32 protein-coding genes and 1 tRNA gene are annotated in these 25047 nt (G+C 65.7%); 21 read left to right on the forward strand and 12 right to left on the reverse strand.

From position 1 onward, the window contains the following. Positions 1-9: 9 nt before the first annotated feature. Entirely contained in the window at positions 10-1554 is a 1545-nt protein-coding gene (locus BUQ68_RS11195; protein ID WP_175577790.1) for a lipopolysaccharide biosynthesis protein, read from the reverse strand. 221 nt (positions 1555-1775) lie between these two features. On the opposite strand from BUQ68_RS11195, the gene BUQ68_RS11200 reads away from it, so the two are divergent. The 3 genes from BUQ68_RS11200 to BUQ68_RS11210 are packed head-to-tail and all read left to right on the forward strand — an operon-like array spanning position 1776 to position 3272. Continuing rightward, complete coding sequence (locus tag BUQ68_RS11200; protein ID WP_245293223.1) at positions 1776-2258, forward strand: MarR family winged helix-turn-helix transcriptional regulator; 483 nt, start codon at positions 1776-1778, stop codon at positions 2256-2258. Beyond that, entirely contained in the window at positions 2236-2772 is a 537-nt protein-coding gene (locus BUQ68_RS11205; RefSeq protein ID WP_075216027.1) for a cytochrome b, read from the forward strand. Before BUQ68_RS11200 ends, BUQ68_RS11205 begins: the two co-directional genes overlap by 23 nt. After that, a complete protein-coding gene (locus BUQ68_RS11210) occupies positions 2769-3272 on the forward strand; it encodes an anthrone oxygenase family protein (protein WP_075216028.1) in 504 nt (167 codons plus the stop codon). The genes BUQ68_RS11205 and BUQ68_RS11210 overlap by 4 nt, the downstream gene beginning before the upstream one ends. Positions 3273-3327: 55 nt before the next feature. On the opposite strand, the gene BUQ68_RS11215 is transcribed toward BUQ68_RS11210, so the two are convergent. Genes BUQ68_RS11215 through BUQ68_RS11225 form a run of 3 tightly spaced genes read right to left on the reverse strand, consistent with a single transcriptional unit; the run spans position 3328 to position 5431 of the window. Next, positions 3328-4572 carry an RNA polymerase sigma factor gene (locus BUQ68_RS11215; protein ID WP_245293224.1) on the reverse strand — a complete coding sequence of 415 codons (1245 nt, stop codon included), beginning with the start codon at positions 4570-4572 and terminating at the stop codon, positions 3328-3330. Beyond that, positions 4569-4934 (reverse strand): YciI family protein, encoded by a 366-nt coding sequence (locus BUQ68_RS11220; protein WP_075216029.1) that lies wholly within the window; start codon positions 4932-4934, stop codon positions 4569-4571. Before BUQ68_RS11220 ends, BUQ68_RS11215 begins: the two co-directional genes overlap by 4 nt. Before the next feature lie 50 nt (positions 4935-4984). After that, on the reverse strand, positions 4985-5431 hold the full coding sequence (locus tag BUQ68_RS11225; protein ID WP_075216030.1) for a hypothetical protein: 447 nt from the start codon (positions 5429-5431) through the stop codon (positions 4985-4987). 359 nt (positions 5432-5790) lie between these two features. Between BUQ68_RS11225 and BUQ68_RS11230 the strand changes: the two genes are divergently transcribed. The 5 genes from BUQ68_RS11230 (at position 5791) to BUQ68_RS23285 (ending at position 9957) form a co-directional block, all read left to right on the forward strand. Continuing rightward, positions 5791-7263 carry a DNA primase family protein gene (locus BUQ68_RS11230; protein ID WP_075216031.1) on the forward strand — a complete coding sequence of 491 codons (1473 nt, stop codon included), beginning with the start codon at positions 5791-5793 and terminating at the stop codon, positions 7261-7263. Between the two features lie 415 nt (positions 7264-7678). Next, a complete protein-coding gene (locus BUQ68_RS23280) occupies positions 7679-8062 on the forward strand; it encodes a hypothetical protein (protein WP_139315210.1) in 384 nt (127 codons plus the stop codon). Positions 8063-8203: 141 nt separating this feature from the next. Beyond that, positions 8204-8899 (forward strand): hypothetical protein, encoded by a 696-nt coding sequence (locus BUQ68_RS23705; protein WP_210215624.1) that lies wholly within the window; start codon positions 8204-8206, stop codon positions 8897-8899. A 292-nt stretch (positions 8900-9191) separates the two neighbouring features. Next, the gene (locus BUQ68_RS23710) at positions 9192-9641 is read left to right on the forward strand and encodes a Panacea domain-containing protein (protein ID WP_075216033.1); all 450 of its coding nucleotides are present in this window, start codon (positions 9192-9194) and stop codon (positions 9639-9641) included. Then, the gene (locus BUQ68_RS23285; protein ID WP_139315211.1) at positions 9604-9957 is read left to right on the forward strand and encodes a hypothetical protein; all 354 of its coding nucleotides are present in this window, start codon (positions 9604-9606) and stop codon (positions 9955-9957) included. Before BUQ68_RS23710 ends, BUQ68_RS23285 begins: the two co-directional genes overlap by 38 nt. Positions 9958-10246: 289 nt before the next feature. On the opposite strand, the gene BUQ68_RS23715 is transcribed toward BUQ68_RS23285, so the two are convergent. Beyond that, entirely contained in the window at positions 10247-11029 is a 783-nt protein-coding gene (locus tag BUQ68_RS23715) for an Ntn hydrolase family protein (protein ID WP_175577791.1), read from the reverse strand. Between the two features lie 807 nt (positions 11030-11836). Here BUQ68_RS23715 and BUQ68_RS11250 point away from each other — a divergent pair. The 7 genes from BUQ68_RS11250 (at position 11837) to BUQ68_RS11275 (ending at position 16938) form a co-directional block, all read left to right on the forward strand. Then, positions 11837-12280: a hypothetical protein gene (locus BUQ68_RS11250; protein WP_139315212.1), complete on the forward strand. Its 444-nt coding sequence runs from the start codon at positions 11837-11839 to the stop codon at positions 12278-12280. A gap of 3 nt (positions 12281-12283) precedes the next feature. Then, positions 12284-12709: a hypothetical protein gene (locus BUQ68_RS11255; RefSeq protein WP_075216036.1), complete on the forward strand. Its 426-nt coding sequence runs from the start codon at positions 12284-12286 to the stop codon at positions 12707-12709. Between the two features lie 63 nt (positions 12710-12772). Further along, on the forward strand, positions 12773-13291 hold the full coding sequence (locus tag BUQ68_RS23290; protein ID WP_139315213.1) for a hypothetical protein: 519 nt from the start codon (positions 12773-12775) through the stop codon (positions 13289-13291). 13 nt (positions 13292-13304) lie between these two features. Beyond that, the gene (locus tag BUQ68_RS11265; RefSeq protein ID WP_075216038.1) at positions 13305-13544 is read left to right on the forward strand and encodes a hypothetical protein; all 240 of its coding nucleotides are present in this window, start codon (positions 13305-13307) and stop codon (positions 13542-13544) included. 62 nt (positions 13545-13606) lie between these two features. Further along, entirely contained in the window at positions 13607-15568 is a 1962-nt protein-coding gene (locus tag BUQ68_RS11270) for a head maturation protease, ClpP-related (protein ID WP_075216039.1), read from the forward strand. A gap of 69 nt (positions 15569-15637) precedes the next feature. Continuing rightward, on the forward strand, positions 15638-15832 hold the full coding sequence (locus tag BUQ68_RS23295; protein ID WP_139315214.1) for a hypothetical protein: 195 nt from the start codon (positions 15638-15640) through the stop codon (positions 15830-15832). Beyond that, positions 15829-16938 carry a site-specific integrase gene (locus BUQ68_RS11275; RefSeq protein WP_075216040.1) on the forward strand — a complete coding sequence of 370 codons (1110 nt, stop codon included), beginning with the start codon at positions 15829-15831 and terminating at the stop codon, positions 16936-16938. The genes BUQ68_RS23295 and BUQ68_RS11275 overlap by 4 nt, the downstream gene beginning before the upstream one ends. Positions 16939-16945: 7 nt before the next feature. Here the strand turns inward: BUQ68_RS11275 and BUQ68_RS11280 are convergent. From BUQ68_RS11280 to BUQ68_RS11285, 3 genes are all read right to left on the reverse strand, one after another. Continuing rightward, a tRNA-Ser gene (locus BUQ68_RS11280) sits at positions 16946-17035 on the reverse strand. Between the two features lie 201 nt (positions 17036-17236). Beyond that, on the reverse strand, positions 17237-17407 hold the full coding sequence (locus BUQ68_RS23720; RefSeq protein WP_175577792.1) for a hypothetical protein: 171 nt from the start codon (positions 17405-17407) through the stop codon (positions 17237-17239). Positions 17408-17525: 118 nt separating this feature from the next. Then, positions 17526-18986 (reverse strand): S8 family serine peptidase, encoded by a 1461-nt coding sequence (locus BUQ68_RS11285; RefSeq protein ID WP_075216041.1) that lies wholly within the window; start codon positions 18984-18986, stop codon positions 17526-17528. Positions 18987-19247: 261 nt separating this feature from the next. Here BUQ68_RS11285 and BUQ68_RS11290 point away from each other — a divergent pair, with 261 nt between their 5' ends. From BUQ68_RS11290 to BUQ68_RS11305, 4 genes are all read left to right on the forward strand, one after another. Continuing rightward, positions 19248-19652, forward strand: coding sequence for a hypothetical protein (locus BUQ68_RS11290; protein ID WP_139315215.1), 405 nt, complete (start codon positions 19248-19250; stop codon positions 19650-19652). A gap of 211 nt (positions 19653-19863) precedes the next feature. Then, positions 19864-20355 (forward strand): RNA polymerase sigma factor, encoded by a 492-nt coding sequence (locus tag BUQ68_RS11295; protein WP_095407329.1) that lies wholly within the window; start codon positions 19864-19866, stop codon positions 20353-20355. A gap of 47 nt (positions 20356-20402) precedes the next feature. Continuing rightward, positions 20403-21167 carry a hypothetical protein gene (locus BUQ68_RS11300; RefSeq protein ID WP_075216151.1) on the forward strand — a complete coding sequence of 255 codons (765 nt, stop codon included), beginning with the start codon at positions 20403-20405 and terminating at the stop codon, positions 21165-21167. A gap of 471 nt (positions 21168-21638) precedes the next feature. Further along, positions 21639-21824 (forward strand): hypothetical protein, encoded by a 186-nt coding sequence (locus BUQ68_RS11305; RefSeq protein WP_075216043.1) that lies wholly within the window; start codon positions 21639-21641, stop codon positions 21822-21824. 143 nt (positions 21825-21967) lie between these two features. On the opposite strand, the gene BUQ68_RS23725 is transcribed toward BUQ68_RS11305, so the two are convergent. Together BUQ68_RS23725 and pncB are read right to left on the reverse strand one after the other, a co-directional pair. Next, positions 21968-22132, reverse strand: a complete 165-nt coding sequence (locus BUQ68_RS23725; protein WP_175577793.1) for a hypothetical protein — start codon at positions 22130-22132, stop codon at positions 21968-21970. A 98-nt stretch (positions 22133-22230) separates the two neighbouring features. Beyond that, positions 22231-23532, reverse strand: a complete 1302-nt coding sequence (pncB, locus tag BUQ68_RS11310) for a nicotinate phosphoribosyltransferase (RefSeq protein WP_075216044.1) — start codon at positions 23530-23532, stop codon at positions 22231-22233. Positions 23533-23776: 244 nt separating this feature from the next. On the opposite strand from pncB, the gene BUQ68_RS23730 reads away from it, so the two are divergent. After that, positions 23777-23944 carry a hypothetical protein gene (locus BUQ68_RS23730; RefSeq protein WP_175577794.1) on the forward strand — a complete coding sequence of 56 codons (168 nt, stop codon included), beginning with the start codon at positions 23777-23779 and terminating at the stop codon, positions 23942-23944. A 46-nt stretch (positions 23945-23990) separates the two neighbouring features. Here BUQ68_RS23730 and BUQ68_RS23735 read toward each other — a convergent pair whose 3' ends face one another. Then, entirely contained in the window at positions 23991-24164 is a 174-nt protein-coding gene (locus tag BUQ68_RS23735) for a hypothetical protein (RefSeq protein ID WP_175577795.1), read from the reverse strand. Between the two features lie 298 nt (positions 24165-24462). On the opposite strand from BUQ68_RS23735, the gene BUQ68_RS11315 reads away from it, so the two are divergent. Then, positions 24463-24690 carry a hypothetical protein gene (locus tag BUQ68_RS11315; protein ID WP_075216045.1) on the forward strand — a complete coding sequence of 76 codons (228 nt, stop codon included), beginning with the start codon at positions 24463-24465 and terminating at the stop codon, positions 24688-24690. Positions 24691-24836: 146 nt separating this feature from the next. On the opposite strand, the gene BUQ68_RS11320 is transcribed toward BUQ68_RS11315, so the two are convergent. Then, positions 24837-25031, reverse strand: coding sequence for a hypothetical protein (locus BUQ68_RS11320; protein WP_075216046.1), 195 nt, complete (start codon positions 25029-25031; stop codon positions 24837-24839). Between the last annotated feature and the right edge of the window lie 16 nt (positions 25032-25047).

Here is a 25047-nt window from a genome sequence, read left to right on the forward strand (position 1 = left end):
GCTGGGTCCTCAGATCCGGATCACCCGGCGAAAGCCGGCGAGGAAGCGCAGCACGCCCGCGTTTTCCTCTTCGGTCGTCACTTTCAGGAGCACCAGTCCCGGCAGAAAGACGCACATGTAGAGGCTGCCCTCCACCATCAGCCAGCCGAGGTGGGCAAGCCGCCCGGCGTCTGCTTGCGGCGGGAAGACCGCGTGCACGGCGGCGACCGCCAGCATGGCGGCCACCATGACGGCGGTCAGCGGCAGGAGCCAGCTGAGAAGCGTTCGGTAGATCGGGAAGTCGAACAGCCGGCCGAAGAGCACCAGGAAGTAGACCGAGCCGATCACGTTCGCCGCGATGGTGGCGCCGATGATGCCGGCAAGGCCGTAGGTGGGAGCAAGCGCCAGGGTGAGCACCACGTTGAGCACCGTGGAGAGCACCGCGTAATAGGTCTCGTAGCGCGGCATCTCGGCCGCCCGCACGATGGTGGTGCCGCCGCCCGTCAGGTTGTTGACCGCGAACGAGAGCGACAGCGCGATGGTGACCAGCACCGCCTCCGGATACTCCCGGCCGATCCAGGCGAGAATCAGCCGGTTGGCGTCGACGATGACGAAGCCCGTGATGGCGAGCGTCATGATCATCAGGTAGCGGTTCATCCGCACATAGAAGGCCTCAAGCTCCGCCCCGCGGACGCGGATGGCGATGCTGGTCGCCGCCGGCACGATGGCCGAGAGAAACTGAAGCGGGATCAGCCGGTTGAGCGTCGCCAGCCGGTTGCCCACCTGGTAGGGCGTCACCGCCGCCACACCGAGGTAGCGGCCGATCACCAGCTTGTCGAGTTCCAGCGAAACGATGGCGGCAAGCTGGTTCACCTGCATCCAGCCGCCGAACGACAGAAGCTTGCCGACGAGCGCGCGCGGGATGGTGAAGGGGTTGCTGAACGGGTTGCCGTCGTAGCGCACCACCAATGCCAGCATCACCACGAGGGTGAAGACGATCTGCCCCACGTTGAAGAGAATGGCCGCCGTCACGGTCGGCACGATCGGCAGCGCCCAGATCACCAGCGACGCGTAGAGAACCTGCCCGGCGAGCGCAATGTAGGAGACGAGGTCGAGCCGGTGGTGCGAGGTCAGCCGCGACCCGAACACGCCGCCGATGCAGTTGAGGATGAACCAGCCGAACATCAGCATGATGGACAGGATGGCGGTGTCGCGCATCTCCGCCGGCAGGTCCAGGAGATCGCAGAGCCAGGGCGCGATGAGATAGAGCGGCCAGCCGACCGCAACCCCGATCACCAGATAGAAGACGACGCTGAAGGTGGTCACCTGGCGGACGGCGCGCGCATCGCCCTTGTCGGAGAATTCCGTGTAGTGGCGCACCAGCCCCGGCCCGATGCCGAAATCGAGCAGGCCCGCATAGGCCGTCAGCGCGCCGATCAGCGTGAAGAGACCGAAGCCCTGGTCGCCGAGGGTGTGGATCATGACCGGCGTCGTCACGAAGGCGAGCGCCAACCCGAGGATCCGCGTCACGCCCCCGGCGACCGTGTTGATGAGGATCTTGCGACTGGTGGCCATGGACTCGCGAAGGTTTGGGAAAAAACGGCGCGCGATGGCACACATGCCACTCGAATCATGCATCGCACAAGAACGGCCGCCCCGGATGGTGAAGCTGGCCGATGTGTGCCGGGACGTTGAGAACGCAAAAGATGGCGATGTGAGGATGGCCGATCGACGCCAGTAGATGACATGACGGTACCATATTGACAGTATATTGTCTAATTGGTTATATGCTGTCCATGGATATCGCAACGGCCATCACCGATCTCGTGCTCGAGACCTTCCGCCTCAACGGCGCGCTTCTGGCGTCCGGCGACGCGCTGATCGCGGACCTCGGCCTCACCTCCGCCCGCTGGCAGGTTCTGGGCGCCATCGCCTATGCGCCGCAGCCTCTTCCGGTGGCGCACATCGCCCGCAACATGGGTCTCACGCGCCAGGCGGTGCAGCGGCTGGTCAACGAAATGGCCGCGGACGGCCTGCTGGACATGGCGCCGAACCCGCACCATCGGCGCGCCAAACTGGTCATCCTGACGGCGGCTGGGCACGCGGTCTTTGAAGCCGCCATGGCGCGCCAGAAACCTTGGGCGGAAGCTCTTGGGCGGGACCTGACCGCCGCCGACATCGACGGCGCGCGCCGCGTGCTGGCGGCCCTTCGGAGCCGGCTTTTGCTTGACGACAACACGACGGAGGGAGAGAGCGATGGCATGGAAGAGCACGTCTGACAGCTACGGCGGGGTCGGTATCGCCCTGCACTGGATCGTCGCCGTCTTGTTCGTCGGCATGATGGTGGCCGGTTTCGCGGCCTCGTCCGCGACCGACGACAGCGCCAAGGTGGCGATCCTCAGCCTGCACGCGCCGATCGGCTTCGCCATTCTGGTGTTGACCGTCGCGCGGATCGTCTGGTGGACCTGGGCCGATCGCAAGCCGGCGGCGCCCTCGACCGTCGCCCGTTGGCAGTCGCGGGTCGCGACGGCCGTCCACGTTGGGCTCATGGGCGCGGTTCTCGGCCTCGCCCTCTCCGGCATCGCGTTGTTCGCCCTTTCGGGCGCGGGCGCCATCGTGTTCGGTGGCGATCCGCAAACCCTGCCGGATTTCTGGACCTTCGCGCCCCGCTACGGCCACGCGGTCCTCGCCCGCCTCGCGATCCTCCTTGTCGCGCTCCACGTCGCGGCAGCGCTTTACCATCAGTTCGTGCTCAAGGATCACCTGCTCGCCCGCATGGGAGTTGGACGATGACCCGCGCCCTCATCCCCCTCGTGGCGGTGGTTGCCACGGCCATCTTCTTCGGCATCGCGGCGTACATCAACATCGCCGAGCAACCCGCGCGCCTCGCGCTCGCCGACGGCCCCCTGCTTGAGGAATGGAAGATCAGCTTCCAGGTGGCGTTCGCCGTCCAGAGCACGCTCACCGTCGTCGCGGGGCTCGCCAGCCTCCTCGCCTTCTGGCGCCTGCGGGATTGGCGATGGCTCGCCGCCGGACTTCTGATGCTGGCGAACTGGCCGTGGACGCTGGTGATGATCCAGCCCGTCAACACCGCGCTCCTGGCGACCGCCGCCGCCACACCGGAGACCCGCACGGTCATCGAACACTGGGGCCTGCTTCACGGCGTGCGCACCCTTCTGGCCGCAACCGCCCTTTGCCTCATGGTCTGGGCAAGCGCCAGGTCCTCGGCAGTCCTCGGCGGTCCGTTGCCCCTTGGTGGGTCGTCTGGCAATCAACCACGCCGCGCCACCTGAAAGACGACCGGCAAACCACGGTGGGCGCAGAATTTGGCGATGTGAGGATGCGGCTCTATTCCCGCGCGCCGGCATCAAGCCGCGCCAGGCGATCCGACAGGTGGGCGCGGACGGCTGCCTCGTCGGTCAGCGCGAGGGCGGCCCTCAGGCTTTCGGCCGCCGTGGCGGCATGGCCGGCGCGCTCGGCCACATGGGCACGGGCGACCCACCACGGCTGGTGTCCGCGCACACGGGCGCGCTCCATTCCGTCGAGATCCGCGAGCGCCCTCTCCGCCTCGCCCGTGTCGGCCAACACCACGGCGCGACCGATCCGGGGCCCGATGCCATCGGTGTGGCGCACCAGGAGGTCGTAGAGGGTGAGCAGCGCCTGAAGGTTCAGCCGACCCGTGATCGGGCGCTGGACGTGCACCGACTGGATGGCCGCCTCGCACTGGTAACGGCCGAAGCGGCCCGCACCGGCCGCCTCGGTCAGCAGGCGCTCGGCTTCGACGATCAAGGCGCGGTCCCAGAGGCGCACGTCCTGCCGCTCCAGCGGCACGAAGGCGCCGGCCGCATCGCGCCGCGCCGCACGCCGCGCCGTGCAGTAGAGCATCAGCGCGAGCAGCCCATTCGGCTCCGGTTCCTCCGGCATCAGGCTGACGAGGATGCGCGCCAGCCAGATCGCCTCGCCGGTCAGCCCCTCCGGCGCGTCGGGCCGCTCCAGCCCGTCCCAGCCCTGCCCGAATGCGGCGTAGATGGCGTCGAGCACGTCCGCCAACCGGCCCGGCATGTCCTCGGGGTCCGGCAGGGCGAAGCGCAGCCCGGCGTCGCGGATGCGCGCCTTGGCCCGCACGAGGCGCTGCGACATGGCGGCCGGTTCGGTCAGGAAGGCGCGGGCGATCCGCGCCGCATCGAGCCCCAGAACCGTCTGCAGGATCAGCGGCGCCCGCACCGCAGGGTCGATGGCCGGGTGGGCGCACACGAACATCAGCCGTAGCCGGTCGTCCGGGATGGCCGGTGCCGCGGCGGCGTCCCCATCGGCGCGCAGCAGCAGGTCCGGCTCAGCCCGCTGGCGCACGGCGCCGGCCCGATAGGCGTTCCGGCGGCGGTTGCGCGCCGCCGTCACCAGCCAGCCCTCCGGATTTGCCGGCACGCCCTCGACGGGCCAGACGGCGAGCGCCGCGACGAAGGCCTCCGAGAGGGCGTCCTCGGCCGCCGCGATGTCGTGGTCGCGGGCGGCAAGGACGGCCAGGAGCTTGCCGTAGCTCGCCCGGGCCGCCCGTTCCGCGGCCCGGACCCCGTCGTCGGGCGTGGGCATCATGACCCGGTGGGCGGCATCTGCAGCACCGGCCGCACCTCCACTGAGGCGGTCAGCGCCGACGGCGCCCGCGCCGCCCAGTCGAGCGCGGCGTCGAGGTCCGGAACCTCGATGACGAAATAGCCGCCCAACTGTTCCTTGCTGTCCGGATAGGGGCCGTCCTGCACCGTTCGCTTGCCGTCGCGCACGCGCACGACCGTCGCCGTGTGGGGGCCTTGCAGGCCGTCCCCCTTCACGATGACGCCGGCCGCCGCCATGGCGCCGATAAAGGCGTTCCACCCGCCCCAGTAGTCCGTCGCCTCGGCGGCGTCGGCGCGGCGCGCGAAGTCGTTCGCGCTCTCGTTCAGGATCAGCATGAACTGCATCGGTCTTTCCTTTCGGGAGAGAATAGCATCAACGCGGCATCCGGCACGCGTCAGGTCGGCGACCCGGAACGAAGGCCCGCCACGGCAAAGAGCGCGGCCGCGATCGCCACCACGAGCGTCAGGATGACCACCTGCGGCGTGCCCATGGCGGCGAAGACGCCGTGCACCGCGTCGCCGATCCAGAGCAGCGCATAGGCGACGAGCGAGACGGCCAGCACCGGTCGGGCCGCCGCAGGCCACGCCAGCAGGAAGACGCTGCCGATCAACCCGCCCCCGACGCCGACGAAGAAGGCAATCGTCATCCAGACCGGATAACCGGTCATGATCGCGGCCTGCTCGGCGGTCAGGCCGTCCGCCACGAGGCTTTCGGGCGTGGCGGTGATGGAGCCGGCGAACTGAAGAGCGCCGAAGGCGTTCCAGGCGATCCCGCCGAGGGCGACCGCGGTCAACCACAAAGGCAGCCGGCCGGCGGAGGGGATGAGTGTCGAGGCAAGCATAGAGCCATCCGTCCTGTCTCGAAGCCACCACCATGGCGGCTTCCGACAGGGTGACACGCGTGGCCCGTCGGTTTCGACAACCCCGCACGGTTTTTTTTCCGCAATGGTCGCAACGGACTGGGCGACGATCGGCACGCGCCGCCCTGGCGGGCGGCATAAGTCATTGACAAAGAGTGATTTTCGCGATGCCGCGCATCTGGCGGATGGGGTGGGGATATCCCTGCGTAACAAATTCAGTGACTTGGGTCGGCTAACCGCACCGTGTGCACCCGTTGCTTTAAAACAGCTTTTCCCCATTCTGTCTAACCGGTCAACGCTCGCTTCCCCTGCCGACCTGGCGGGCCTCGGGGGGCGGCGCGATGGATGATCAAGCCCCCGACACCAGGGCTGCCATCCTCGCCGCGTTGGCGGATGCTGTCCCCGTCGCTGATGACGAACCGTTCCAAACGGAAAGCGGCGGCCGTGGGCGACGGAGCGGGGGGGCGGGGGGCGTTGACAATGCCGAGTTGGCATTCCTGCCGCTGACCGATCTTGGCAACGCTGAGCGGTTCGCGCGGCGAGTGGCCGGCCGGGTGATCCACGTCACGGCTCTCGGATGGCTGGCGTGGGACGGCCGGCGGTGGTGCAAGAACGGGGCCGACGATGTGGTGTTGCGCCTTGTGCACGAGACCGTTCGAGCGATCCAGGACGAGGCGACGGCCATTCGATCCGCCGGCTTGGATCTTGAGATTGAGCCGGCGAGCAGCAAGAAGCCGGCGCTCATGCTGTCCGATAAGGTTGCGGCCTGGGGACGTGCGAGCGAGGCGGCGGCGAAGCTAAAGGCAATCTCGCCGCACGCCGCCCCATACCTGGCCGTCCGCGTCGAAGAGCTCGACGCCGACCCTTTCGTGCTCAACGTCGAGAATGGAACGCTTCGGTTCCGGCGCGACACCGCCGGCGGCGACCTGGTGCAGCTGCACCCGCATGACCCGGCAGACCGGATCACGAGGCTCGCACCTGTGATCTACGATCCGAACGCGACGTGTCCGACCTACGATCGATTCCTCGCCGAGGTGCAGCCAGAGCCCGACATGCGGCGCTTCCTCGCTGCATGGGGCGGATACAGCCTGACGGGTGATACGAGCGAACAGAAAGTGGTGTTCCAGTACGGCAGCGGCAAGAATGGCAAGTCCACTCTGGTCGACGCATGGGGCAACGTCGCAGGTGATTACGGCACCACGGCCGCAATCGAAACCTTCACAGGAGACGGACGGAACAGGAGCGGCGCTCAGGCTTCGCCCGACCTCGCAGCCTTGGTTGGGGTGCGCTACCTCCGCACCTCCGAACCGGAGCGCGGCGCTAAGCTAGCCGAAAGCCTTATAAAGCTGGTGACTGGCGGTGAGCAAATCATGGCGCGCGAGCTGAACAAATCACCGTTCTGGTTCAGGCCGTCGTTTAAGCTGACGATGAGCGGCAACCATCGCCCGAAGATCAGCGGCACGGATGAAGGGATTTGGCGGCGCTTGGCTCTCGTGCCCTTCGCCGTCCAGATTGACCAGCCAGACCCGGAGCTCGGCGACAGGCTTAAACAGGAAGCCTCCGGCATTCTGAACCGCCTTCTCGATGGACTGCGCGACTGGATGGAAAACGGGATGCCCTGGCCCGGACGCGTCCTCAACGCCACTGCGGAGTATCGGGAGGACTCCGACCCTCTCGGCCGCTTCCTCGCCGAAGCCACGGTGCCGGAAGTGGGCGCGCGGACGGCGGCGGGGCGCATGCATGCGGCTATGCCGCATGGGCGCGATCGGCCGGTGAAACTGTCTGGACGCCGAAAGGCCTTCACGGGGCACTGAGCGACAAAGGTTTCGCGGCGCTGCGGTCCAACGGCAAGTGGTGGCTGGACGTGCGCCTGACGAAAACCGAAGCCGACTTCGATGAGGCTCCGGACCCCGCTCCCCAATGGGAAAACGACCGAGAATGAGCCCCTATCGTTCCATTGGAACGATGCGCGGAACGATTTTGGAACGATCAACGATGGCTAAGCCATTGATCCTAAACGCTTCGGAACGATTGGAACGATAAACACCCTATATTGGCCCCTATATGCGTGCGTGCGCGCAGGCGCACACACGAGCCCTTCATAGGGTGTTTATCGTTCCAATCGTTCCAAAGCTAATAATATCAATAGGTTAGGGGTGTTCTATCGTTCCATTATCGTTCCAACATCGTTCCAATGATCGTTCCAACCCTCTCTAGAGCCTGAAATCCATGGCTGTGCGCCCCGAACAAGCGGTGTCTCGTGAATTGGTAAAGCTGAGACAAGAGTTAGCAGAGGCTAACACGCGTCTCGATGTGGCTCGCGAATGGGCGAAGAAGTCTATCGAGGAGAGGAATTCGCTTCAGGAGCGACTAGAGGAAGCGGAAGACACGATAGAAACGTTGAAAGATCGCTTGTCTAGTGCCGCATCCGTAGTCGAAGACTTGCTCCAAGAGATGGAATGCGGGATAATCGATGAGGACTCGATAGGTTCAAGAGCCGTAGATGCACGGTTCGACCTGGATGGATACTTGGAACTGGATGGTAGCTGTTTCCAAGATGCGAACGACATTATCGCGGCAATCGATCGGGCGGCGAGGTCAGGTCAAAAGTAGATGCCCGAAGGTCGGGTGGGGGTGGGTTCGGGTCCTTCCCACCCCGAGAGCTGTGCGGGTAGTTCAGGCCCCGCTATATTTCCAGTAATGCTGGACTGAATATTGTGTTATCGTGGGGCCATCACAACGGGATTGCTTGGAATGAGCGCGGACAACGGTGATAGGTACTGGACCATCAAGCAAATCGTCGCTCGCGGGCGCGATGGCTCCCAACCGAACGTGTCGAAGACCGTGGGACGGTTTGTCGAGCGGTTCGGCCTCGATGTGATCCGCGACCGCGCCGGCCACGTCCGGGCCGTCGACATCGAGCAGTTCGATCGGTGCCGGGAGCAGTGGACCAACCCGGCCAAGCGATACGCCGGCCTCGGCAACCTTCCTCGGTTGCCTTCCTCGCCGGACGGATCGGAGCCGCAGGACGGCCAGGCGCCGGCGGGACCGCGCAAGGCGGACTCGTCCTACGAAGAGGCGATGCGACGGCGCGCATGGGCGGAAGCGGAGCGGAAGACGATCGAGCTCGACAGCCTGAAGGGGAACCTCATCGTGCGGGCCTCTCTTGTGACCGCCCTGGACGATGCCTCAGCGGCCATCTGCACGACCATTGACCGGCTTCCCCGCCAGTCCGATGAACTTGCTGCCGTCGTCGCCAAGGAAGGCTCCCACGGCCTTCAGGTGGCGCTTCGCAAGCTCGCTGGCCGGATGCGCGGCGAGATCGCCGCTGCGCTCCAATCGATCGCCGCCGCCGCGCCGGCTGAGGAGGGCGGGCCTTCCACGGACGACGACGAGCTCCCGCCCTCCCCGGAGCCGCCCTCCGCCCCGGACGGCCCCAATCCCATCTGAGAAACCAACTGCTCTCGATGGGCACTATCCGAGGTCACTCGGCCTAAGTCTGAAGGGCGTGGAAATGACCAAATCCACAATGACTGCGAAATCGCGAGTGATCACGAGGAGAGTCGCCGCTTTCATCCGAGTGCACTTCAGCATGGGACAGGCGCCCTCGCGTCTTCTGCTACAACTTGCAAGCCCTCGCTTCACACCTTTTTCAGGATCCTGTGTCGTTCCTAGTTACGGCTGGATGAACCATATACACTGTGGAAAACACAAGCCGATTGATTCGGCGGGAGGAGCGAAAATGCCGGTGAGCTCGATAGATGCCGCTGCGCGGATTTGCGAGCGTGGAAATTGGCAAGTCACCAACCTCGCGCTTCAGAAGATCCTTTACCTAGCGCACATGGTCTATATGGGGCGTTACGCTGGGCAAAGGCTCGTTGACGCTCAGTTCGAAGCTTGGGACTACGGGCCAGTGGAGCCGAAGCTGTACCACCATGTGCGCGCTTTTGGTCACAAGCCTATTGGAGATTTCTTTTTTTCGGCTAAGAGTCTCAACGGCACCGCTGAAGGTGCTGTGCTTGATGAGGCTTGCAAGAACTTCCTTACAAAGCGCCCGGCCGAACTCGTTGCCATAACCCATCAGCCAAATACGGCATGGGCGAAGAACTATGTTCCCGGTGTCCGCGGCATCGTCATTCCGGACCGAGACATCTATGATGAGTACAGACTTAGAACCGGTTCCCAAGGGTGACTTCGAGAAAATACAAGCTGGAACCTCAGCTCCGACCAAGAACGACGAAACAGCAGCATCGCTTGAGGCGCAATTACAGCGGGAACGTGACTCGCGCTGCGAAGAGCGCTTTATGTGGATATTCGCGGCAGTTCTTGTGTTTAATGCGACGACGGTCGATAAGATGTCGTCTTCGATCGTTCAGGGTTCAACTGTATTGTTTAGCATAATATTCCTGATTGGTGCGGCAAAGTATTTGGGCGTTGATGTAGCTGTAATACTACTAGAAGCGCTTTTCCATAATTTGATGAAGAGAATCGGCGGTAAGAAGGACTAATATCGACTGACGATCTTCAAGCCTACCTATGCCAAGAAGAACGTTCTACCTCTAAGCTACGCGCATGGGGCCACCAAGGTGTCAGGCCTTCGTGGCAGCAGCGCTGTGCAGAACGAAGCAGGGGTGCACCGATTTAATAACGAACGGAGTTGGGTGTTGCTTTGCTCGGGTGGCAGGCGCCGCGCCAAGGTGAGAACATCCCTACGCATAACCATCGGCAATCGGCAGAGTTTTTGGTGGCGTGCTTTACGGATCCCGGCGCAATATTGTTGGTCGCTTTCAATCGCCGTTATCTAGGGTTTGCTTCTTCCTTAAAGAAATGCTTCCGTTGTACCCACTTAAAGCCTTCGTGCTTTGTGATAGTAGCTATCTCGATTGGGCCTCCTACGGTTTTCGGGTGCTGTCTAACATTGAATTGTATGTATCCAATTGTGACCTGAACTAAGTATCTAGCTAAATCAATTGCGTCTTGGATGGGCATTGCCGGCAAGGCGAAGTACGTAAAGGCATCGCGGCATATCTCACTATGAAGAGCTTCGCGTTCCTGGGCGTTGTCAACCTTGGACTTCAAAGTATCGTCTAAAGTTCCAGGAAGTCCCAAAATCAGGCGGTTCAGCGGCTCATACTCTCCGGCCCAAGACAGCCCCCAGTCGGATTCACCACGTAGTTGTTCAATCCCTATTACTCGACCTTCGTGGATCTTGAGGTCGTGAACTTCGGAATGAGGTCGTCCAGCGGAGTACCCGCACATTCTCACTAGCAAGCTTTCCGAAGTTAGCTTAGGTGCAATATAATTTGCAAGCAGTTCTGTTAAACTAGCAATTGTGTAGCTACTGACGTCAAAATTTATCATTCCTAAAGTCAGATCTCGTCGGAAGTCTTTAATGATCGTATTTATCGACTCCGATCCAATATTGCCGCTGCCGGTTACTAGGGCCCCAATCGGCATGCCTTTTATGACGTTCACAATTTTCTCGGCATTCGCATAAATTTGGCCAATACCGAATGTAGATGCGCTATCCGAGGCCAATACGATTCCATCGTTTATTTTAACGGTCACAATGACGGTCATGATAACCTCCAGAAAAAGCTTTCTACAGTACGAAAACAACGCATCCTTTGCCTGCTCGAGCTACCTCTACTGCCGTCTGAGGTAGAAGTATTTTAAGATTGCGAAATATTATCTGCGGATTACTGCCACTAGACGCAGCTGCTGATGCAATCTCAACCATTGTTTGAGGCATTAGCAAGGTTTTTGAACAGTCAATGTCCAAGCCGCCCCCATTAGCTGCTATTTGCACCATTGTCTGTGGCATCATCATCATCATAGAGCCTCCGGTTTTAAACTTCACTGATCTTACGCAGTCTCAAGCCCGGACCTTCGCCGTTCTCCTCCACGAAGATGACGCGGGGCCGCCGCCGAGGTGTCAGGCCTGGATGGCAGCGGCCCCGAGCGCCCCGTAGCCGAGACGCTACGGCCAACATCCTAAGTCGACGGGGGCGCCGTCAACGGTCTGTGGCCGTTGGCAGGCGAAGGGCATCCTCTGATGGCGATCAGGAACGCTCGAAGAAGCTCGCCAGGATCTTCCGGATAGCCTCCGGCCTGCTGGGCTTCGGGTCGGGCTGAGCGGCGATCCATGCGTCGAGTACGGCGAGCGCTGGCGGCAATAGACGAACGCCGACTAGGTGGCCCTCGCCGGTCGTCTTCGGCCGCCCTCGGCGTCTTTTTGCGTTATCGCTAATTGCGTCAGCCATGGAATTCATGTTATCGAATAATCGAGCCGGCGGGAAGGTGGCACTTCCCGGCCGGCTCTGACCCAACGCAATGGAGTGGACCATGCGAGAGGCTACGCACGCCCATACCACGACTCGCCGAGGCTTGCTCGGGGGCATTTTTGCCGCCGGCACGATTGCCGCGACCGCTGCCGGCATGGCCGGCCACGCGCTTCAAGCGCCGCCGGCCGACCCGATCGGCGCCCTGATCGACGGCTCGGCCCGCATGCAGGCGGCGGTGGACGAACTGATGGCGGCTGCAGCAGCTGCCGGCCATGTCCTTCCCGTCTGGCACGTGTCGATTCCGCAGCATCGATCCGAGGCCCTGATCATCATCGGCACGCCGCCCAAGCGCCCGCCGCTCGAATATTCTGGCCCTGCGAACTACGAGATCCGAGTCCGTGGCATCCAGCCAATCTGGCGGGTGGAGGAAGCGCCGAGGCTCCCTGGGTACTATCGATGCCGGCAGGAACTGAGGACCGCTCGGCCTGGCCGGTGGAAATATTTCGCGAAGTCGGAAGTGACCTTCCTGCGCCGAATGGAGGGTTGAGCCATGGCCGACGAAGCCCTCTTCAGCCTCGCCGATCAGATGGTCGAGCACTACAAGCGACACGATCGCGCGCAGGAACTGGTGAATGAAGCTCTTCCGGAATCCGACCTCGAGCGCGTGACCGACAACGCGGCGGGTTTTCACAGCCAATGCTTGGACGACCTTCGACACGCGATTGCAGCGTTCCGCGCTGAGACCTTAGTCGGCGCGTATGTCCAGCTCATGGAAGCGCACAACATCGCGAGTCTGCACATTCCTGCTCGCGAGAAGGGCGACCAGCGCCGGCTGGATGCGTTGTTCCACTCGGCGTTAGGCGTGCTTCGGCAGCACATGGCCGAGAGCGATTTCAGAGCGCGTCACTCGGCGGAGTACGAGATGTTCGACCCGTGGCGCGCCCTTGAGCGCGCGGAGAAGCTGGCTGCCAGATAACTGCACTTGCACCCGTTCCGGCCTTGTTCTAAATTGGGTGCAATTGCAACCAAGGTGCCCGCTATGTCATACCCGATCTCCGAAGCTGCTTTCCTCGCCGGTGTCCCGGTCGATCAACTGAAGTCGCTTCGGAATCGCGACCAGCTACCCTTTCTTTCTCCCGGCGCCGAGAACTACGACCGCGAGCGCTTGGATGGTCGTACCAAGCGAGAATGGGCCCGCTTCATCGCTGAAGACTGTGTTCTCCTTGCTGTCGCGAGGCGCCTCGGTGAACAGGTTGGCTATGCGGAAGGCCTGCCTCCGAGCACAACGGCGAAGATCGTGGACAACAACCGCACGGCCATTCTGAAGGCGGCGAAGAACCCCGGTTGGGACGTGTGGATCGGTTACAGCGCCGGCGATTTCGGCTTCAACCTCGCCGGCACGATCTCGGACGTGGCTGAGAAGATCGCCGAGCGCGAGAACGAAGCACTCGCGGAAGGCCGGCCGGCACCGGTTCGGGCCTTCCTCGTCAACGTCTCCCAGGTCGTCCGGGAAGTCCGGGCCCGGGCGGCTGAGGCCAAAATCGACTTCACCCTCTGAGGAGCGCCAAACCATGATGGTCCCGAACCCGGTCCTGGTTCCCTACAACGAGTTCCGCCGGCGCTCCGCCGAGGTTCGCGCCCGGCAGGAGGCCGGCGAGGAAATCGACGTAAACATGCTGGCGGACCTGCTCGGTCTGTCGCCCGAGTTCACCGCCGCCGCGTGCGGGCTTGCCGTCCATTTGCGTGATGGAAAGACGGTGGTGCTCTCGCCGGAGCTGAACGCGCACAGCGCTGGTGAGGCCAAAGCATGAACGCGCCGGCACCGACTCTGCGAGCTGCCCCGACATCGCACCGTCTCATCGTCGGTGGCGAGTTGCTCCTCTACGGCCCGGTCGGGTTCGTCGACTTCGACGGGACCGGCTTCACCTCCAGCGATGTGAAGGCGGCCCTCGCCACCATGTCGGGTGACATCACCGTTCGGGTGAACTCCGGCGGTGGTCTCGCCTTCGACGGCATCGCCATTCACAACGCGCTCCAAGCCCATCCTGGGAAGGTCACGGCGATTGTGGACGCCCTCGCGGCCTCGGCCGCGACTCTGCCGATCATGGCGGCCGACACCATCGTGATGAACGAGGGTGCGCTCATCATGATCCACGACCCTTCGGCTATCTCCTTCGGCACGTCGGAGAGTCACCGGAAGGCTGCCGACGTGCTGGACCTCCTCGGCGAACAGGCGGCCGGCATCTACGCCAGGCGCTCCGGCCTGCCGATCGAAGCTGTTCGCGCCATCATGCGCGCCGAGACCTGGTTCGATGGCCCCGGCGCCGAGGAGAACGGCTTCGCCGACCTGGTGCTCGCCTCCCCGCCGGAGGAGGCCATGGCTTTCGACTTCAGCCTCTACGCCCACGCACCTGCGCACCTGATGCGCATGTCCCGCCCCATCCAGCGCCAAGACCTCCCGAGCTGGACCACCGCGGCCCCCGCCGCCCATGAAGAGGAAGCTACGATGCCCGTGACTGCCCCGGCGGAACCGTCCGTGTCCGCCCGTGATCTTACCGCCGACATCATGTCCCGGTGCCGTGCCGCTCGGCTCTCCCTCGAGGAGGCGTCCGAAGTGCTCGCCAAGGCCACCTCGCCCGATATGGCGCGTGACCTGATCATCGACATGGTGGCCGCCCGCGACCCCTCGCCGGAGCCCCGCCCACATCTGCCGACCTCGGCCGTCGGGCTGGAACCGTTGCGTCAGCGTGCGTATGAAGATGCTCTCCACGCCAAGATGACCGGCCGGTCCGTAGAAGGCCAAGCGCGCCACTTCGCGTCGATGAGGCTCCCGGACCTCGCTCGCAGCTTCGCCGAGGACATCGGCATCAGCGGTGCGCGCATGTGGACCCCGCGCCAGGCTGTCGAGTGGGCCACTTCCACGAGCGGCCGCTCGAACTTCCTCGCCGGCCCGCGGATGAACGCCGGCATGCACTCCACCTCGGATTTCCCGGCGCTACTGGGAGGCGTGGCCCACAAGGTGGCGATGGATGCCTATCAGGCGGCGGAATCGCCACTCATGCGGCTTGTTCGGATCATGAACACGTCCGATTTCAAGCCGATCCAAGCAAGCCGCCTCAGCGAGATGCCCTCGCTTGAAGAGGTGCCGGAGGCGGGTGAATACACCTACGGCTCTCGGGCTGAAACCTCGGAGACCTTCAGCATCAAGACCTATGGCCGCATGTTCGCCATCACACGCCAGGCGCTCATCAACGACGATCTGAGCATGCTCGCCACTCCCATGGTGGAGTTCGGTCGGGCTGCCTCGCGCAAGGAAGCGGACCTGCTGGCCGCTCTCCTCGCAAACGACGGCCCGACCCTGGACGACGGAACGGCGCTGTTCGCCACCTCGCGGAGCAACAAGGCTAGCACCGGGTCCGGCATTTCGGTTTCCAGCCTCTCCGATGGGCGGCAGGCCATGCGCAACACGAAGGGAATAGACGGCACGACGTTCCTGAACCTGGCTCCCCGATACCTCGTCGTGGGCACCGCCAAAGAAACTGAGGCCGAGCAGGCCCTCGCCGCTCTCGACGCGGCGGCCCAGGAAGACGTGAACGTGTTTGCCGGCCGGCTCGAGATCCTGGTGGAGCCGCGCATCGCCGGCAATCGCTGGATGCTCTTCGCCGACCCGGCCCAGGCTTCCGTTCTCGGCGCGGCATGGCTGGACGGCCAGCGCGGTCCCAATCTCCTGATGCGCGAGGGATGGGAGGTGGACGGTACCGAGTACCGCGCTCGCCTCGACTTCGGTTGCGGGGCTCTCGGATGGCGCGGCGCCTACCTCAACCCTGGCAATTGAACGGCGCTCAGAACAGAGGGCGGGCCATCGGGCCCGCCTCTACCCCTTCCAGCTTGTGAGGTTCAGTCGATGGCGCGCCGTGCGGTTCCCTTCTCCCAAGCTGACGTGACTCGCGCCGTCAAGGGTGTGATCGCCGCCGGCATCCCGCGTGAGCGAATCATCCTTGTGAAGACCACACCCGGCGGTGTCGAGCTCGTCCTCGGCAGCTCTTCGGAGGATCTGAAATCCGGCCTCGTGAACGAGTGGGACGAGGTGCTCAAGTGATCGCGCGCCGCCTACCGAGGTATGTCTCTGAATTCGTCGACCGTCACGGCAAAGTCCGTGTCCGGTTCCGCCGGAAGGGCCAGGAGCCCTATTATTTCAAAGCGAAGCCCTGGACGCCGGAGTTCATGGCCGAGTATCAGGCGTGCCTCGACAAAGAGGCGGCGCCGCGCATCGAGGTGGGCAAGAGCCGCAGCAAGCCGGGCACGGTCTCGGCGCTGATAGCCGCTTACCTCGCCTCGCCGGAGTTCACAGGGCTCGCCAAAACGAGCCAGACCACCTATCGCGGCATCATCGAGCGGTTCCGTGTCGAGCACGGCGAGAAGCGGGTCGCGCTGATCCAACGGCAGCACATCAAGGCCATCATCGGCAAGAAGGCCGCAACACCGGCGGCGGCGAACAATCTCCTCGATCGCATCAAAGTGCTGATGGCTTTCGCCGTTGACCTTGACATGCGGAAGGACAACCCGGCGCACGGCTTGCGAGGCTTCAGGTTGGCAGGTGACGGCTTCCACACATGGACTGAGGAGGAGATTGCCCGGTTCGAGGAGAGGCACGCTCTCGGCTCGAAAGCGCGGCTGGCGTTCGCCCTCCTGCTCTACACCGGGCAGCGGCGAAGCGACGTGGTGAACATGGGACGGCAGCACGTCGCCGATGGCCGGATTGCCGTACGACAGCAGAAGACGGACGCCCGCCTCCAAATCCGAATTCATCCGGAGCTCCAGGCCGCGATGGGCGCGATGCCGTCCACCAACCTCACCTTCCTGGTGACAGAGCTCGGAAAGCCGTTCTCGCCGGCTGGGTTCGGCAACTGGTTTCGCGAGCGCTGTAACGAGGCCGGCCTACCCCACTGCTCGGCTCACGGGCTTCGCAAGGCGGCGTCTCGAAGGCTCGCCGAGGCGGGATGCACAAATCAACAGATCAAGGCCATAACCGGCCACAAGACGGACAAGGAGGTTGCTCGGTACACCGCCGCTGCCGACCAGGTGCGGCTTGCCGATCAGGCTATGGATGCACTCGACGGGGTGGACCGTGAACAGAAACTGGCTAACTCGGCCGAGGGGTTAGCCAAAACGCCCGCTAAGTCATTAAAGCGAAAGGATGCTTAGATGAGGATGGCGGATGGGGTGGGATTCGAACCCACGGAAGGCTTGCACCTTCGCCGGTTTTCAAGACCGGTGCCTTAAACCGCTCGGCCACCCATCCGGTCGCGCAAGGACGGCGCAGACCATGTCGCCGCGGCGAGAGAATTGCAAGCCGGCGCGTGCGCCGGGATGGAGAGCTTTGACTGCGCCGGCCCGACCGCGCGAAGGCCGCGTCCGCTGCACGTCACGTCGCGGATGGCGGAATGCGCCGCACCCCCCTATAGGGCTCTGGCACCCATCTTTCCCGCGATCGGCCGGGGGGTCAGAACACCAGCGCCACGACGGCCCAGATGATCACGGCCCACATGGAGAGCGACACCAGGAGCGCGCCGAGGAGCCACCATCCGCGCGGGACCGGGCGCTTCCCGGTGTCGTCGGCAACCCATTGCCAGTCCCGCCAGTCGAGGCGGACGTCCGTCCAATTCGTCCACACGTCAAACGCCCATCCCGATGGAGTGCCTTGAATCGTCAGCACGATCCTGTCGCACCCTCCGGCGCGTGACCACCCTTTGTCCCGACATAACCTGTGGGTGAATCCTATCCGTTGGTCGCTATCGGACGGCCTGGATCGAATCACCCGCACGCTCGGGCGCGTCGGCGCCGCGCGGTCCGGCGGCGGGGCCGAACCGATCGGCGGGCGACGCGCGCCGGGCGGGCGCGGCACGGTCCGGGCGGGTCGGGTCGGCGATGTCGGCGCCGGCCTGCTCCACGGACGGCGGTTGCGTGCCCGGACAGGAATCCGCCCGCACCAGGCCCCAGCCGTAGGTGTCGTCCCGGCCGGCGGCGCCAAGGTCGAAGGCCGACGCCGCCAGATGGCCGGCCACCGCGGCGGGGCTCGCGCCCGGCCGGGCGGCGAGGTGGGCGGCGACAGCTGCGGTGACGAACGGCACCGCGTAGGACGTGCCGCTCATCGGCCCGGCGGCCGCCGTCCAGACTTCCACGCCCGGCGCGGCGAAATCCACATAGGTGCCGCGGGTCGCCCGGCGGTAGACGTCCAGCGTGCGGTCGACGGCCGTGACCGCGATGACGTTCGGGTAGGCGGCCGGAAACGCCGGTTCCGCATAGGGCCCGCCGTTGCCGGCGGCCGCGACGAGCACGATCCCGTCCCGTGCGGCGGCGCCGACCGCCGCCTCCAGCACCGCGTTCGGGGGGCCGGAGAGCGAGAGGTTGATCACCCGCACGCCCCTCGCCGCCAGATGCTCGATGGCGTCGACGAGGGTGGCCACATCGGTGCGTTCGCGGCCCTGGTCGTCCGGGGTGAAGGCGTTCACCGCCACCAGCGTCGCTTCCGGCAGGAGGCCCGGCACCCGGCCGTCCGCGCGGCCGACCAGGAGCGCCGCGATGGCGGTGCCGTGGGTGGATCCGCCGTCGCCGTCCGCCGGCATGGCCGCCTCCCCGCGCACCGGACGCATCGGCGCCGCGTCGCCCGGCCGGCCGTCCGGGCCGAGCACCACGATCGACTGGCCCACCAGCGCCGGGTGGTCGCGGGCGATGGCGGTGTCCACAAGGCCGATCGTCGGGGTGACGCCGCAATGGGCGGTGCGGGCCGAGACCCACAGCGGCGCCGGGACCGGCGGACAGTTGCCGCCGACGCAATCGGTCGTTCCGTGGCCGTCCGTGTAATAGAAGTGGTCGAAATCGACCGCCGCCGTGGTAACCCGGCGGGCCGTCTCGCGCGCCGTGTCGATGTCGACGGCCTGCGGCACGCTGAGCGTCAGGACGGCCGGCAAGGCGCGACCGGCGGTCCGGCGCACCTGACGAAAGCCCAAGCGCTCCAGCGTGCCGATCTCCGCGGCGCTGAGGCCGCTCGCCACCAGGGTGCGCGCCGAGCGGGTCGGCGACGTGTCGTCGGCCCCGTTCGGCGACGGCCGGGGGGTCGGGCGCGCGGCATCCGGCGCGCGCGCTTCGTCGACCGCGTCGGCGGGTCGCCGCGGCGTGTCGGGCCGGCGGGGCGGGATCGCCGCCGGCACCACCCGCGGCGCGTCCCGCTTGCGCGCGATGCGCGGCTTCACGGGCGCGCGGTCGACCGCCGAGGCGTCATCCGCCGTCCCCGACGCGGCCTGCCCGCCCTGGCCGCTGTTGCCTTCGCCGTTGCCGGCCGGGCCGTTGCCGCCCTGGCCCGGGTTCCCCCCTCGCCCTCTGTCTCCACCGTTGCCCGGGCTGGACGCACCACGATCGGACCCGCCATTGCCGTTACCCGGACCGCCCTTGCCCTGACCGCCCTTGCCCTGACCGCCCTTGCCCTGGCCGCCCTGGCCTTGACCGCCTTGGCCTTGGCTGCCCTGGCCCCCTTTTCCCTCGCTGCCGCCGTTTGCTTTGCCCCCGCCATTGCCCTTGCCGCCGTCGTCATCACCCCTGTCGTCGCCGCCCCTGTCGTCGCCGCCCCTGTCGTCACCACCCCGGTCGTCACCGCCTCGGCCGCCTGCCCCTTGCCCGCCCGCGCCCTTGCCGCCACGCCCCTCGCCGCCGCCCCTGCCCTCGCCGCCCCCCTTGCCCTCGCCGCGGCCCGATCCGCCGCCCGGTCCGTTGCCGCCGCCGCCACGCCCGCCACCCGGTTCTGCGGCGACGGTCTGCGCGGCCAGCCCCGGCAGGCCAAGCCCGGCGTCGGCCACCGGTTTCAGCGGCAGGGCGACCGCGAGAGCGGCGAGCGACGTGACGAGCAGGCGCGGAGCAGGTGACACGGGTCGACCTCTTCAGAGGGGGATCGGCACGACGGGGAGCCCGCCTTCAGACACACGAACCTGTGAACGGCGCATTGGTTCGCGTGCGCGCCGTCGCGCCTGCGATCTCGGTGAACGCGCGCCGGATCCGCCGGCATCGCCCGACCGGCCGGAATGAAACCGCGGCTGGCGCGTTGTTCCTGCCATGGAAGCGGAAAACGGGATGACCATGCCGCCGACGGTGGGACAGGAAATGGTGGCCATGCTGCCGCGGCTCCGGCGCTACGCGCTGGCGCTCTGCCGGTCTGCCACCCAGGCCGACGACCTGGTGCAGGCTGCATGCGTGCGGGCCCTCGCCAACGCCGCGTCGTGGACGCCGGGCACGCGCTTCGACGCCTGGATGTTCCGCATCCTGCGCAACCATTGGATCGACGGGCTGCGGCGCAGCCGGACCGAGGGGCCGACCGAGGATGTCGAGGAGCACACGTCGCTGGTGGGCGAGAATGGGGAGGCGCGGGTCATGGAGAAGCTGGTGTTGGGGGATGTGCGCCGCGCGATCGAAGCGCTCCCCGCCGAGCAGCGGGACGTCCTGATGCTCGTCTGCGTGGAGGAGATGTCCTACCAGGAGACGGCCGACATCCTGGGCGTGCCCATCGGCACCGTGATGAGCCGCCTCTCCCGGGCCCGAAAACGAATCCAGGATCTCACCGACGCCGCCTGAGCGGCTCCCCCTTCATGATCGATCATCAAACGGTTCTCGGAAATTCCATGTCGCGTCTCCACCTCACAGACGAACTCCTGATGGCCTACGCGGACGGCGAGTCGCGGCCGGACGTGACGGCGGCCGTCGAAGCCCAGATGAGCCGGGATCCGGCGATCGTGGCGCGCGTCTCCGGTTTCGTGCGCAGTCGCCGGCTCGCGCGCGCGGCTGTTCTGGCCGCCGGCATGCCGGTCGTGCCGGACGCGCTCGCCCGCAGCGTGGCCGACGCGCTGGCCGCCGCCGGCGTGCCGCGCCCGCTGGCAGCCCCCGACCCGCTGCCGACTCCTCAGGGCCGCCCGGACGGCGGACGCGGCGACCGGCGCCGATGGATCCCGGCCGCCATGGCGGCGGCGATCACCCTGGTGGTCGCCGGAACGGCCGGCTACGCGCTCGGCGTCGCCGGACAGCCGACGCCCGGCGGGCCGGCGGTGGTGGCCGAACTCGCCGATCCGGCGATCGGGCCGGCGCTCGATCAGGTGTCCTCCGGCGAGGAGCGCGATCTCGGCCAAGGCCGGTTCCGCGCCATCGCCACCTTCGAGAGCGGCGACGGCGGCCTTTGCCGCGAGTTCCTGATGACCGCGCCGGCCGGCCGCACGCGGGCCGTCGCCTGCCGCCAGACGGCGGATTGGCGCGTGACCTTCGCCCTCGCCGAGGCGTCCGGCGGCTACCAGCCCGCCGGGACGGAAGCCGTGCTCGACGCCTACCTGGAGGGCAGCGGCGCCGGCGCGCCCCTGGCGCCGGACGCCGAGCGCCAGCGCCTCGCCAGCCTCTGAGGATCAGCCTTTCCAACGGACCTGCGGCCGGCATCAAGGCGGCGGATCGTCGTTAATGGCGACGCGCCGGCCGGCGTTCACCCGCTGGGCCTCCGGCGCGGTGCGGTCCAGTCATGTCTTGTTCAGGATGCCGCCGCTAGGGTTCCGATCAAGCGCTGGTTTCGCCGTTCGGTAGGAACTTGGAAGACGTCGCGGACGTTTATCTTGCAACGGGCCATGAAGACCGAAGCCGGTTCCTCAGGCCCGACGGCATCGACTGTTGCGGTCGATTCCAATCGGCGAAACAACGAGCGCCTGCCAAGTTGTCGCAACGCTCATCTCGCCGAATGACCGGTGATGCGGAACGGCCACAGCGTCCGATGTTCCATCGGCCGGGCCAAAGTCTTGGTGCCTTTTTAACCGTCCAGGCCCTATTGGAGAGCGGCTCTCGCGGCTCCTCGTCCGGCCTCGAAGCTTCAGCAGGAATTCAAAATGCGTAGCGCCATCATGATCGCTCTGACCGCTGCATATTTCGCCGTGGCCTTTGCGTCCTATACCCAGGTTTCCGCCGAACCCGAAACGCAGGCGATCGCGCCGTGCACGGCTCTGGTCGCGTCCGGCTCCTCGGAGACCACCGTCGCAGACCGCACCGATTGCACGGTGATGGTGGCTCGCTGAGGGCCACCGACTGCCCGCTTGAGGGCAACGCCGGCCCACCGCACATCAGACCAGACACGCTCCAAACGCCACGGCCGCCCGACGAGGGCGGCCGTTTTCATGTGTCGGACTGGTCGGCGCCGCCTGCTTGAGACCGGACGCCGTCAGGCCCGGGCCTTCTGGCCGGCGTGGCGCTGGCGCATCCATTCGGCGCGGCGCTCCTCGAACCAGCGCTTGAAGAAGGGATCCGCGTGCATGCGGCTGATCACCTCCCCGTCGCTGATCTTCCCGGCCTTCCAGCCCAACCAGATCTGCATATAGCTGGTCATCGTCTCGTCTCCCGTGGTGGTGGGTTACGCACACTCGACCTGGGGAAACGCGGCCATCCGCACGTGGTTCCGGCCACCGCCGCCCGACGGCAGAGAATTCAGACCAGCACCTCGCGGTCCACCCGGCCCTTGGTGCCGAAGACCCGTAGGTAGCGGTCGATCTCCTCCCGGTCGCCGCTCGCCTTCGACGGATTGTCGGAGAGCTTGACCGCGGGACGTCCGTTCACCTTCGTCACCTTGCAGACGACCGAGATCGGATCGAGGTCCGACCGGGGCTGGGGCGAGCAGCCGCGGAAGTCGTTGGTGAGGTTGGTACCCCAGCCGAAGCTCATGTTCACCCGGCCGTTGAAGTGCTGGAACACCGTCTCGATGGTGTCGATGTCGAGGCCGTCGGAGAACACCAGTAGCTTGTCGTGCGGATCCTGCCCCTTGGCGCGCCACCAGGCGATGATCTCCTCGCCGCCCTCGATCGGCGGCGCGCTGTCCGGACGAAAGCCCTTCCAGTTGGCCACCCAGTCGGGGGCGTCGCGCAGGAAGGCCGCAGTGCCGAACGCGTCCGGCAGCACGATGCGCAGGTTGCCGTCGTAAAGGTCGCGCCAGTCGCGCAGCACCCGGAACGGCGCCTCGCGCAGATCCTCGTCCGTGTTGGCGAGCGCGGCATAGACCATCGGCAGCTCGTGGGCGTTGGTGCCGATCGCCTCCAGGTCGCTCTTCATGGCGAGCGTGACGCTGGACGTGCCGATAAAGGCCTCCCCGAGGCCTTCCTTCAGCGCATTCACGCACCAGTCCTGCCACAGGTAGGAATGCCGGCGGCGGGTGCCGAAGTCCGCGATGCGCAGCCCGTCGAGCTTGCGCAGCCGCTCCACCTTCGACCAGAGCTTCGCCTTGGCGCGGGCATAGAGCACGTCAAGCTCGAATCGCCCCATGGATTTGAGGACGGCGCGGGAGCGCAGCTCGTTGATGATGGCGAGCGCCGGGATCTCCCACATGGTGGTGTGGGTCCACGGCCCGTGGAATTCGAGCACATACTGCCCGTCCTCGCGGCGAAGATCGTACTCGGGCAGCTGGAAGCCGCGCAGCCATTCCAGGAAGCGCGGCTCGAAGATCTGCCGGTTGCCGTAGAAGCTATTGCCGGCGAGCCAGATCCACTCCTTCTTGCCGAGGCGCAAGGTGCGGGCGTGGTCGAGCTGGGCGCGCAGCTCCCCTTCGTCGATCTCGTCGGCGAGGCGGACCTTCCGGTTGCGGTTGATCAGCGAGAAGGTGACGTCGACGTCCGCATAGCGCTTCCAGATCAGCTGCAGCATGAGCAGCTTGTAGAAGTCGGTGTCCAGCAGGCTGCGCACGATCGGGTCCAGCTTCCAGCTGTGGTCCCACACCCGCTTGGCGATATCGATGGTCATGATGCGCCGCCTTCCCGGGACCCCCGAAGCCCCATGTCGCTCATTCGGCTTTCGCCGCGTCCGGCGCCGGGGCCGGCCGCGGCGGGCCGGCGCGGGCCGTCCGCTCCTGGGCTACGGATTATACCTGTCAGCGGCAATGGGCCACAGTTCGTTTCGCAGAGCACGGTCGTGCGAAGCGGGAACCTCAGCGCGCACAGGCGGTTCGGGATTCAAGACCGCCGAACGGCGTTGCGGAGAGATGATCATGAAGCCCGAGCCCCCGACCCTGCAGCCGGATCCGCCGGAAGGCGACCGGGACACCATCGAGCGCGAACTGGCGCGCCAGGACAAGGGGGCCGCGGACAAGGAGCGCAAGCCGGATGCCGACAAGACCCAGGCCGGCACGCCGGGGCCGGGCGCCTCAGGCAGCTGACCGTGGCTCAAAGCCCGGCACGCCCGCTGAGGTCCGCGTCAGGCGGTCAGAACAGCGCGCTTCCGGCGCGCCAGATGCCGGCCCACATCAGCGCGGAAACGCCGAACGCGCCCGCCAGCCACCACGCGCGATGGGCGGAGCGTTCCTCCTCGGCGTCGAGGCGACGAACCTGGACGCGGGCTTCGGACGGCGGATTGCGCAGGGACGAGACGTGGGACATGGACCGAACTCCTGATCGGCACCATCATTCCAGGCGCGGGTTTCCTTCTTCCGAACACATTCGTTCGAATTCGATCCGTGTTCGCCACACTTTCGACATGGTGAATCGTTGATTACTGCAATTCGCATATTTACCGGCGAGAGCTGGTTCGCAAGCGTCGCTGGCTCATCCGTGGCCGGTTTGGCCGGTTCGGATGCCGGAAACGCAATAAACAGACGCGCATCACCTGTTTGGATGATGGCCAGCCGAATTTAATTTGTATGCGTATTGCACCTCCATCAGACCATGAGGCGCACACGTGGCCGTGCAAGACCGAAGCGAAAAGCGATCGATCCGCGAAACCCCGACCGAAGCCGACCTTGAGATCGCCCAGGACCACCTGCGCGCCGTCGAGGAGGACGTGAAACTGCGGGGCGAAAAGCCGGCGCAGTACCGGGCGGCCGTCCAGGCCGCGCGCGCCCGGATCGAAACGATCAAGTTCATTCTGGCAACCGGGCGTCCCAACCGCTCCGGTTTCCGCCACTAGAGCATTCTCCGCCTAAGTCGTCGGGCACCGCCCCCGACTTGGCCGGAGAATGCTCCAGCCGACTGCCCTGCCAGGGACACCGCCCGCCGACCGACGGTTCCGTTCGGACCGGCGGGCGCGTGTCCGGATGGTGCCGGCAATCGGGATCATCCGGCGAGATCCATGCCGATCCGGGCGTGGGCTTCAGCCCGGGCCGCCTGCAGGGCCAGATGGTCCATGCCGGTCACCCGTCCTTCGCGGACGGTGCCGGTCGCCCGGTGCAGGACGCGGACGAAGGTGAGGTTGCGCGCCGGATAGACCGCGCATTCTTCAATGAGGTCCGGCGTGATGATTCGGTCCATGATGGTCGAGCTCCAA

Origin of the sequence: Mongoliimonas terrestris (assembly GCF_001927285.1) — a bacterium.
GTDB lineage: Bacteria > Pseudomonadota > Alphaproteobacteria > Rhizobiales > Pleomorphomonadaceae > Chthonobacter > Chthonobacter terrestris.

Bases quoted from the DNA above. Each gene is read 5' to 3' on its own strand.
- BUQ68_RS11195 (WP_175577790.1), bottom strand. From the start codon at position 1,554: ATGGCCACCAGTCGCAAGATCCTCATCAACACGGTCGCCGGGGGCGTG.
- BUQ68_RS11200 (WP_245293223.1), top strand. From the start codon at position 1,776: ATGGATATCGCAACGGCCATCACCGATCTCGTGCTCGAGACCTTCCGC.
- BUQ68_RS11205 (WP_075216027.1), top strand. From the start codon at position 2,236: ATGGCATGGAAGAGCACGTCTGACAGCTACGGCGGGGTCGGTATCGCC.
- BUQ68_RS11210 (WP_075216028.1), top strand. From the start codon at position 2,769: ATGACCCGCGCCCTCATCCCCCTCGTGGCGGTGGTTGCCACGGCCATC.
- BUQ68_RS11215 (WP_245293224.1), bottom strand. From the start codon at position 4,572: ATGATGCCCACGCCCGACGACGGGGTCCGGGCCGCGGAACGGGCGGCC.
- BUQ68_RS11220 (WP_075216029.1), bottom strand. From the start codon at position 4,934: ATGCAGTTCATGCTGATCCTGAACGAGAGCGCGAACGACTTCGCGCGC.
- BUQ68_RS11225 (WP_075216030.1), bottom strand. From the start codon at position 5,431: ATGCTTGCCTCGACACTCATCCCCTCCGCCGGCCGGCTGCCTTTGTGG.
- BUQ68_RS11230 (WP_075216031.1), top strand. From the start codon at position 5,791: ATGGATGATCAAGCCCCCGACACCAGGGCTGCCATCCTCGCCGCGTTG.
- BUQ68_RS23280 (WP_139315210.1), top strand. From the start codon at position 7,679: ATGGCTGTGCGCCCCGAACAAGCGGTGTCTCGTGAATTGGTAAAGCTG.
- BUQ68_RS23705 (WP_210215624.1), top strand. From the start codon at position 8,204: ATGAGCGCGGACAACGGTGATAGGTACTGGACCATCAAGCAAATCGTC.
- BUQ68_RS23710 (WP_075216033.1), top strand. From the start codon at position 9,192: ATGCCGGTGAGCTCGATAGATGCCGCTGCGCGGATTTGCGAGCGTGGA.
- BUQ68_RS23285 (WP_139315211.1), top strand. From the start codon at position 9,604: ATGATGAGTACAGACTTAGAACCGGTTCCCAAGGGTGACTTCGAGAAA.
- BUQ68_RS23715 (WP_175577791.1), bottom strand. From the start codon at position 11,029: ATGACCGTCATTGTGACCGTTAAAATAAACGATGGAATCGTATTGGCC.
- BUQ68_RS11255 (WP_075216036.1), top strand. From the start codon at position 12,284: ATGGCCGACGAAGCCCTCTTCAGCCTCGCCGATCAGATGGTCGAGCAC.
- BUQ68_RS23290 (WP_139315213.1), top strand. From the start codon at position 12,773: ATGTCATACCCGATCTCCGAAGCTGCTTTCCTCGCCGGTGTCCCGGTC.
- BUQ68_RS11265 (WP_075216038.1), top strand. From the start codon at position 13,305: ATGATGGTCCCGAACCCGGTCCTGGTTCCCTACAACGAGTTCCGCCGG.
- BUQ68_RS23295 (WP_139315214.1), top strand. From the start codon at position 15,638: ATGGCGCGCCGTGCGGTTCCCTTCTCCCAAGCTGACGTGACTCGCGCC.
- BUQ68_RS11295 (WP_095407329.1), top strand. From the start codon at position 19,864: ATGCCGCCGACGGTGGGACAGGAAATGGTGGCCATGCTGCCGCGGCTC.
- BUQ68_RS11300 (WP_075216151.1), top strand. From the start codon at position 20,403: ATGTCGCGTCTCCACCTCACAGACGAACTCCTGATGGCCTACGCGGAC.
- BUQ68_RS11305 (WP_075216043.1), top strand. From the start codon at position 21,639: ATGCGTAGCGCCATCATGATCGCTCTGACCGCTGCATATTTCGCCGTG.
- BUQ68_RS23725 (WP_175577793.1), bottom strand. From the start codon at position 22,132: ATGACCAGCTATATGCAGATCTGGTTGGGCTGGAAGGCCGGGAAGATC.
- pncB (WP_075216044.1), bottom strand. From the start codon at position 23,532: ATGACCATCGATATCGCCAAGCGGGTGTGGGACCACAGCTGGAAGCTG.
- BUQ68_RS23730 (WP_175577794.1), top strand. From the start codon at position 23,777: ATGAAGCCCGAGCCCCCGACCCTGCAGCCGGATCCGCCGGAAGGCGAC.
- BUQ68_RS23735 (WP_175577795.1), bottom strand. From the start codon at position 24,164: ATGTCCCACGTCTCGTCCCTGCGCAATCCGCCGTCCGAAGCCCGCGTC.
- BUQ68_RS11320 (WP_075216046.1), bottom strand. From the start codon at position 25,031: ATGGACCGAATCATCACGCCGGACCTCATTGAAGAATGCGCGGTCTAT.